This is a genomic window from Marivita sp., assembly GCF_965656765.1.
Lineage (GTDB): Bacteria > Pseudomonadota > Alphaproteobacteria > Rhodobacterales > Rhodobacteraceae > Marivita.
The window spans coordinates 1-5922 of the sequence record NZ_CBFHLV010000105.1; the positions used below are offsets into that span (position 1 = coordinate 1).

5 protein-coding genes and 1 pseudogene are annotated in these 5922 nt (G+C 57.2%); 5 read left to right on the forward strand and 1 reads right to left on the reverse strand.

From position 1 onward, the window contains the following. From ACTG4M_RS16820 to ACTG4M_RS16830, 3 genes are all read left to right on the forward strand, one after another. Positions 1 to 546 (forward strand): DUF6880 family protein (locus ACTG4M_RS16820; protein WP_439124824.1); only part of this gene is annotated, 546 nt, incomplete at its 5' end. Between the two features lie 352 nt (positions 547 to 898). Beyond that, entirely contained in the window at positions 899 to 2293 is a 1395-nt protein-coding gene (locus ACTG4M_RS16825) for an amidase family protein (RefSeq protein WP_439124825.1), read from the forward strand. Positions 2294 to 2642: 349 nt separating this feature from the next. Next, positions 2643 to 3833, forward strand: a complete 1191-nt coding sequence (locus tag ACTG4M_RS16830) for an MFS transporter (RefSeq protein WP_439124826.1) — start codon at positions 2643 to 2645, stop codon at positions 3831 to 3833. 665 nt (positions 3834 to 4498) lie between these two features. Here the strand turns inward: ACTG4M_RS16830 and ACTG4M_RS16835 are convergent. Next, positions 4499 to 5101: a hypothetical protein gene (locus tag ACTG4M_RS16835; RefSeq protein WP_439124827.1), complete on the reverse strand. Its 603-nt coding sequence runs from the start codon at positions 5099 to 5101 to the stop codon at positions 4499 to 4501. A gap of 137 nt (positions 5102 to 5238) precedes the next feature. On the opposite strand from ACTG4M_RS16835, the pseudogene ACTG4M_RS16840 reads away from it, so the two are divergent. Both ACTG4M_RS16840 and ACTG4M_RS16845 read left to right on the forward strand, forming a co-directional pair. Next, positions 5239 to 5562: pseudogene (locus tag ACTG4M_RS16840) on the forward strand (DUF4145 domain-containing protein); the annotation flags it as partial. Between the two features lie 18 nt (positions 5563 to 5580). Beyond that, positions 5581 to 5922 (forward strand): hypothetical protein, encoded by a 342-nt coding sequence (locus ACTG4M_RS16845; protein ID WP_439124828.1) that lies wholly within the window; start codon positions 5581 to 5583, stop codon positions 5920 to 5922.

Consider the following 5922-nt stretch of genomic DNA (forward strand, 5'->3'; position numbering starts at 1 on the left):
AGCACCCATTTCGCCTGCCTCGAAGCCTTGGGAAGAGAAGACGACCTGCGCCGCGCCGTGTGGACCCGGTTTGAAACGCGCCTCTGTGCTGAAACCCTGCGCCGCTACGTCTCGCGCCTGCCGGATTTCGACGACGATGAGGCGCTGCAAGATGCACGCGCCCTCGTGCGCAACCATCCCGACCTGCTCCAAGGCCTCATCTTCTGCTTGCAGTGGCCCGATCCAGCGCTGGCTGCTGATCTGATCCTGTCCCGTCACGAGGAGCTGGATGGCAATGCCTATGAACTCCTTACCCCGACATCCGAGTTGCTCGAGCCCGAACATCCCTTAGCCGCCATGTTGGTCTGGCGGTCGATGATCTCCTTTGCCCTTAAAAACAACCGCGCCAAACGCTATCGCCATGCAGCCCGTCACCTCGCCTCTTGCGCTCAAGCTGATATGGCGGTCTCAGACTACGGCGCCTTCCAAAGCCACGAGGCCTTTGTCAGTTACCTAGGACGAACGCACCCACGCAAACACGCATTCTGGGACAAGGTTGATCAGTAAGGCCGTATCTCACAGCCATTAGAAATAATATGGCATCGCGGCCTTAAGAGACAGCTGGCGTTCTGCGCGCTCAGCCTCCATTCATTACGACCGCAAAATCCAGAACCTGATAAACCGGCGGTAAGTGGGCCCAAAATTGATTTGGGTATCTGTTGAACTAGTGGCCGCTTTTGAACGTCTGCGACTGGGCAGACATTTTTTCTTTTCGCTCTGTCAAAGATTACAGAGACGTCTCGCATTCGTTATGACTTCTTTTCGCATCGACACAGTGCCGAAACTGCCGTTCTTGTCGACAAACACGATTGCACCTGCCAACGTCTGATACGACAGTATCGCCGAAGGGGGTTTGCATATGCCGGAAATCTGGGAATTGACGGCGACCCGGATCGCCGCAGAGGTAAGAGCCCGGCGAATTTCGGCGGTTGAAGTGGCGCAGGCCCATCTGGCGCGACTTGATTCAGTGAACCCAGCCATTAATGCAGTCGTGCAGGAGTTTCCTGAAGAAGCGCTCGAGGCTGCGCGGGAAGTTGATCTAGCCCTTGACCGTGGCGATGACGTGGGCCCACTCTGCGGTGTCCCCGTGACGATCAAGGTTAATGTTGACCAAAAGGGTCATGCAACGACCAACGGACTGCGGCTTCTGGCCGATCACGTCGCGACTGAGGACAGTCCGGTCGTGTCGAACATCCGTAAGGCGGGTGGCATCATCATCGGACGCACCAATACGCCCGCCTTTTCCTTGCGCTGGTTCACCAACAATGGGCTTCACGGCCAGACGTTGAACCCGCGCAACCGGCACATCACACCGGGCGGATCGTCAGGAGGGGCAGCCGCAGCGGTTGCGTCAGGCATCTGCGCCATCGGCCACGGTACAGATATCGCAGGGTCTATCCGCTATCCCGCCTATGCCTGTGGCCTGCATGGACTGCGTCCGACTGTCGGCCGGGTGCCGGCTTATAACGCCAGTGCGCCAGACCGCTTTATTGGTGCCCAACTCATGGCCGTTTCGGGCCCGATCACCCGGAGCATCGACGATCTCGATATTGCTTTGGCGGCCATGTCGGCACCCGATCCGCGAGACCCGTGGTATGTCCCCGAGCCACAGACCAAGGCCGATTTCCCAAAACGGGCGGCGCTTGCGATTGCTCCGGATGGCATGCAAGTCAACGACGACGTGGCCGAGGCGCTGCAGGAGGCCGCCAATCGGCTGCGCGCAGCGGGCTGGACTGTGGACGAGGTTGCGTGCCCCCCGATGCGCAGCGCGGCAGCGATCAATGCGTGCCTATGGATGGCTGAGATGCAGTTCGGTGCCACCGACATGCTAGCCCGCGAGGCAGACGCGGACGCGCAGTTTGCCTTCGCGCAGATGTCTGAGGATGCTGGCGAGGTTGGCTTTGTTTCGCTGATGGAGGCGCTGCAGGCACGTGCGGCGCTCGTGCGAGATTGGCAAGTTTTCCTGAACGACTATCCAGTCCTGCTATGCCCTATCTCTGGCGAATTGCCGTTCGATCAGCAACGTGATGTCCAGTCGGAAGCGGCGTTTGCCCGGGTGTTCGAAGCGCAGCTGACGCAACGCGCGCTTCCCGCAATCGGCATGCCGGGGCTGGCGGTCGCAACGGGCGAAACGAACGGCCGGCCATTGGGCGTGCAATTAATCGGCCCTCGCTACCGCGAGGATATCCTGCTCGCCGCCGGGCGCGACATCGAGGCGGCAGGCAGCCCGGTCGCTGTTGCCACACCAGCCTGAATTCAGACCGAACACCCACTTGGCGGTCTTACCTTCACGAGCGTGCGAACAGCCCAAGTTCCGACGTTTATCTTACCCCGCGTTTGAAAGCGCGAAAAAATTGCGTGAGCAGCCCGCAGAAGACATTCATAGGCGCACCCACGCAGTAAGCTTGCTCTTACATCGCGGACCTTCGTACGCCGCGCAGCAATTTCACCGCGGCAATGACGGCCACTCGGACATGTTGGTCGCCCATCCTGGCGAGCGGCGTTGATGTTGATCGTGTTTGATTAGGCATTTCCAACATCGACATTACCGCACCGTACTGGCATCAGCTCAAATTCGGGCACGAACCAGCAAAGGACGTCTCATGGGGAACCCCCGTTACATCGTGCTTTTCGGCGCCTGTCTGACACAGTTTACCGTCATCGGGATGCTGTTTTCCTTTGGCTTGTTCCTGCCATCTTTTGAGGCTGAATTTGGCTGGTCGCGCACCTTTCTATCCACTTGCTCGGCGTTGGCCTTTTTTGTCATGGGCGTTCTTGCGATACTAGGCGGACGGGTAAGCGACGTGCTGGGGCCACGCATCGTACTGGTCTGTACCGGCACGCTTTATGGTATCGGCTTTGTCCTGATGAGCCAGATTACCGCGCAGTGGCAATTGCTGGTGATCTTCGGCACGCTGATCGGTCTGGGGCTGGGCAGCCATGACGTGGTCACGCTGTCGACGATTGCACGCTGGTTCCCACGACGACGCGGTATCATGAGCGGGGTGGTGAAGGTTGGCACTGCCGTCGGTCAGATTACCTTGCCTCCCGCCGCCGCGGTACTGATCGTTGCCTTTGGCTGGCGCGGAGCGTTGTTGATGTTGGGCTTTGCGGCGTCAATCCTGCTTTTGATCGCCGCGCTGTCGATGCAGCGTCCACCAGCACCGGCGGTTGGCACCTCCAGCGTCATCACTGGCGCCAGCTTCGCCGAGGCGCGCCGGGGGCCGAGCGCTCGAATATTCTGGACGCTTTGCGCCACGCAGCTCCTGTTCTTTCCCGCGCTGATGTCGGTGCCGCTTCATCTGGCGGTACACGGTATGAATTTGGGCATGACCCAGACACTAGCGGCGACGATGCTGTCGGTCATCGGCGCGGCCAGCATCGCCGGGCGCTTGATCATGGGTGCACTCGTCGATCGGATCGGCGGCAAGATGGCCTATACGATCAGCCTACTGGTGCTGCTTGTCAGCCTGACTGCACTGATCCTGACCACCGCGCACGGCGGGCTGTTCGTCGTGGTGGCGGCCTATGGCTTTAGCCACGGCGCATTGTTCGTCGTGGTCTCGGCCACTGTCGCCGAGTATTTCGGTATGCGCGCGCATGGTGCGATCTTTGGCACAGTGCTGTTTTTTGGCACATTGGGCGGCTCTGTGGGCCCGATCCTGACCGGCTGGGCGTTCGACAGCTTTGGCAGCTATACCCCAGCTTTCATCACTCTGGCCCTTTCTGCCGCCATCGCCCTTATGCTGGTGCAAACCCTACCCAGGCCAGAGGCAGCGAGGCTGAACGAATAGGCGTCGCCCATACCGCCGGGACGCATAACATAAGCCCGGGCGCGCATTCCACCCAAGCGGCCTAGAGTTGCAGCTCATGGAGTGTTTTGGTAGTGACCGCCGCCAGCCTGAAGCTGGCAGGGCATAGTCAGTCTCCTTTGCTGCAGTAAATGCTATCAAAGGAGCGGCATCCAACCGCAAAAGGTCCATGAGGTCTCAAGCGAAATTAAGGTAGTCAATTTTCTGATGGCCGTCCTTCCGATACTTGGGATTGGAAACCAAAGCGAAATAGAAGGCATCCTTGCCGCTTTGCCGAGGTAGCTTTGGCGTTAGTTGGGTGCGAAGTCAATTGACACCCATACGGCACCCAGCCCCAGCAAATTGTCCCGCCACCATGCAACACAATTTTTTTCTTAGTAAAGTGGTGCCCGGGGGCGGAATCGAACCACCGACACGAGGATTTTCAAGACTTGTGTTTATTTTAAGTCATTGATTTTAAGAGGGTATTTGGGCCGAAATTGAGGTGTGCGAAAAACTGTGCGATAGCTTGTGACAGATGGGGTCGGTAAACACTGTGTTTAACACAGTAACCTGAAACACTGTGTTTGAACACTGTTTTACGATGCTGTTGCGAAAACAAAGTCTCTCAATTTACGTGCTCGACCAAGTTCGCTCGCCCAGCACCTTCAACCAAAATGCTCGCGTAGATCGGTTATATGATCTGAGACTTCGTCCGGGTAGCCCCAGCCCATTTCACCGTCTATGCGCTCAACTTCCTGGACCAGCAAAGGTAAGAACTCCTTAGCAAGCTCGCTGTCATCTTCCGCCAACAACCGATCCTTGATCGCTTCAACCATCGAACACAAACTGTCGTAGAAGCCTTCGTCGATGTCGCCAAATTCCAAAGTGAAATCGTTACCGCACTGAACGTAGTAGACCATCAGACGTAGCAGGTTGTGCGTATCGCCACTGGCTTTTTTGTAGTCGTTGATAGCCTTGCGGCCTTCACGCAATTGTACGTTTTGTTTCCAAGGCTCACGAGGGCTTATGGCTTTTCGAATGCGTTCTTCATAAGGTGCCAAGCTATGATCACCGATATCGCTGGCCAGCAAACGGGCGCGGAGAAAGTCAGCGTTGCTAGCGTTTAATCGATAAAGGTCTTGAACAAGACCGACGAGCTGATCGCTTGGCCATTCACCGATCACCGTTTTCACATCGCGCCATGTTGGCTTCTTGCGTTCCACCATGTCCGAAGTCACCCTTAATCCTGCGGTATGTCGTTCTGTCATCTGCTAGCAAGCTGACAAGAATGCGCATTGGTAGCAAGATATGACGCGCCAGGCTGATCCTACAGAAAAACCCTTTCGTTTTCTTGTCGTACAAGAGGTGGCACCATAGTGTCCTGAGAAGAAGGGCGATAATTTTTATGACGAGCGAACGAACGGCAGGAAATTTTCAGTTCCTACAGCCAATTAGCCCCCAGCTTGAAAAGCTGGGTACTCTAGCCGAGCACTTTTTTCACGCTGACCCAAGCACGTCGCTGATCAAGCTACGGCAATTCTCTGAGATCCTGACCCAACTACACGCGGCTCATGCGGGCCTTCTTCCCGAGCCCGCCGAAACCCAGTCGGACCTTTTACGGCGTTTGAAGTTTGAGCGCGCCATCCCCGATAAAGTACTCGATGTGCTCCACCACATTCGGAAGACAGGGAACTCAGCGGTTCATGAGGGCTCTGGAGACCACAGGCAGGCGCTCACGGCGCTGAAGATGTCCGTCCAGCTTGGCATTTGGCACTACCGGGTTGTTCGAGGCGACGCTAAGTTCTCGCCCGGACCTTTCGTACCGCCAGAGAACCCTACGTCCGCAGCCGAGGAGCTTCAGCAAGAGCTTGATCGCCTTCGGCGAGAGCGCGATGCTGCTCTGAACGATGCGCAGCTGGCGCAAAAAGCTGCGGAGTTGGCGCAGCGCGAAGCGGAAACAGCTTCGGATCGAGAGCAACGCGAGAAGGAAGAGCGAGCGCAGTGGGAAGCCTTGAACCAGACCGGGTTTTCCGGAGATGTTGGAGTTCGTCACTCAGCGGCTATTTTAGCCGTGAGCTCTGCGTTGTAA

What these genes read in the sequence shown, in the direction of transcription:
- ACTG4M_RS16825 (WP_439124825.1), top strand. Translation starts at nt 899, where the DNA reads ATGCCGGAAATCTGGGAATTGACGGCGACCCGGATCGCCGCAGAGGTA.
- ACTG4M_RS16830 (WP_439124826.1), top strand. Translation starts at nt 2,643, where the DNA reads ATGGGGAACCCCCGTTACATCGTGCTTTTCGGCGCCTGTCTGACACAG.
- ACTG4M_RS16835 (WP_439124827.1), bottom strand. Translation starts at nt 5,101, where the DNA reads ATGACAGAACGACATACCGCAGGATTAAGGGTGACTTCGGACATGGTG.
- ACTG4M_RS16845 (WP_439124828.1), top strand. Translation starts at nt 5,581, where the DNA reads ATGTCCGTCCAGCTTGGCATTTGGCACTACCGGGTTGTTCGAGGCGAC.